A 1998-nucleotide genomic window follows, 5' to 3' on the forward strand; every position below is an offset into this window, starting at 1 on the left:
GTCGCGGGTTCGAGCCCCGTCACTCGCGCCATTCCCTCTGATATCGCAGTCAGGGAATGGCGCTTTCCGCTCCGCGAGCGGGTTCTTTAAAATCCGGATGCAACCGAAGCCGTCAGCTGCGCCCGGCGATCAGCACATTGTTGACGCGGCGGCCCAGAGGATCGCGCGACTGCCAGGTCTCGCCGACGTCGGCGTCGATCATGTCGGTGCAGAAGCGGGGAATCAGCATGTTGGGCCGGATGTGGGTCAGGCAGACCCGCTCGCCGCGGACCGACCAGCGCGCCGACAGCCGGCGGCCGTCCGAGAACTGGGCGATGTAGGTTCCGTCCGGGTTGAACCAGTGCTTCACCCAGCCGCCGTCGGAATAGCGCGACAGCACCGTGTTTCCGAAAGCGGCGTTGATATCGGCCCGAACCGGAGCCCCTATCAGAAACGCCGCCGAAATGGTCGCCACGGCCAGCGTGCGAAGCATATGCAACCCCTACTCAACCCTTCCCGAGGGGGATTATTAACAATCGTTTAAGGAATGCCAAGCCCTCTCGCGGAGGCCGGAATAGTTGACTCTTGCGTGGGGGCTTCTATATGCGGCCCACGTTCGGGACAGGACTGGCGAATCCGCGCCGCCCGCTCGCCCAGAGATCAGGGCGGTTCCGCGACATCGCACGACGACCCGATGCGCGGGGCGTCCTTCAGTACAGTCCCAAAGGATTCATGACCGAATTTTCCCAACTGGGCCTCTCGCCCACGACCCTGCAAGCGGTCGCCGACACCGGCTACACCACCGCCACCCCGATCCAGGCCCAGGCTATTCCCGTCGCCCTCGCCGGCCGCGACGTTCTCGGCATCGCCCAGACGGGCACCGGCAAGACCGCCGCCTTCACCCTCCCCCTGATCGACAAACTGTCCAAGGGCCGCGCCCGCGCCCGGATGCCGCGCGCCCTGGTGCTGGCCCCGACCCGCGAGCTGGCCGACCAGGTCGCCTCCAGCTTCGAGAAATACGCCAAGGGCACCAAGCTGACCTGGGTGCTGCTGATCGGCGGCGTCTCCATGGGCGACCAGGTGGCGGCGCTGAACAAGGGCGTCGACGTCCTGATCGCCACCCCGGGCCGACTGCTGGACCTGTTCGAGCGCGGCAAGATGATGCTGAACGGCGTCGAGCTGATGGTCGTCGATGAAGCGGACCGCATGCTGGACATGGGCTTCATCCCCGACATCGAACGCATCTTCAAACTGACCCCGCCCAAGCGCCAGACGCTGTTCTTCTCGGCCACCATGCCGCCCGAGATCACCCGGCTGACGACCCAGTTCCTCAAGGACCCGACCCGGATCGAGGCCTCGCGCCCGGCGATGACGGCCGAGACCATCACCCAGTATCTGGTCCGCATCCCGTCCAGCGATCCGAAGATGAAGCGCGCCGCCCTGCGCGCCCTGATCGGCCGCGCCGACGTCAAGAACGGCATCGTCTTCTGCAATCGCAAGTCCGAGGTCGATGTCGTCGCCAAGTCGCTGAAGCAGCACGGCTTCGACGCCGCGCCGATCCACGGCGACCTGGACCAGTCGCTGCGCACCAAGACCCTGGCCGCCTTCCGCTCGGGTGAGCTGAAGCTGCTGGTGGCCTCCGACGTGGCGGCGCGCGGCCTCGACATCCCCGACGTCAGCCACGTGTTCAACTACGACGTCTCGCACCACGCCGACGACTATGTGCACCGCATCGGCCGCACCGGTCGGGCGGGCAAGACCGGCCAGACCTTCATGATCGTCACCCCCGGCGACGACCGGTCGCTCGACAAGGTGCTGAAGCTGATCAAGATGGCTCCGGAGGAGCTGACGCTGGACAGCGCTGATCTGGGCGGGGGCTCCAGCCGTCGTCCCGAGAAGACCGAACGCGCCGAGCCGGCCCGCGAACAGGCCGAACGTCCGTCCCGATCGCGCCGGTCGCCGGCGCCCAGGACCGACGCGCCGGCCGAGGTCGTCGCCTTGGAGGCGGGCTATGGCGGG

At 67.0% G+C, this 1998-nt stretch carries 2 protein-coding genes; one reads left to right on the top strand and one right to left on the bottom strand.

The window, feature by feature from the left end:
• Positions 1-112 precede the first annotated feature (112 nt).
• Positions 113-472: a hypothetical protein gene (locus RDU12_RS15290; protein ID WP_300290213.1), complete on the bottom strand. Its 360-nt coding sequence runs from the start codon at positions 470-472 to the stop codon at positions 113-115.
• A 239-nt stretch (positions 473-711) separates the two neighbouring features.
• Between RDU12_RS15290 and RDU12_RS15295 the strand changes: the two genes are divergently transcribed.
• The coding region (locus RDU12_RS15295) for a DEAD/DEAH box helicase (RefSeq protein ID WP_308685493.1) at positions 712-1998 on the top strand (1287 nt) is incomplete at its 3' end.

Source organism: Brevundimonas sp., from assembly GCF_031082345.1.
Lineage (GTDB): Bacteria > Pseudomonadota > Alphaproteobacteria > Caulobacterales > Caulobacteraceae > Brevundimonas.

Excerpts from the sequence above, each read along its gene's own strand:
- RDU12_RS15290 (WP_300290213.1), bottom strand. The coding sequence starts at position 472 with ATGCTTCGCACGCTGGCCGTGGCGACCATTTCGGCGGCGTTTCTGATA.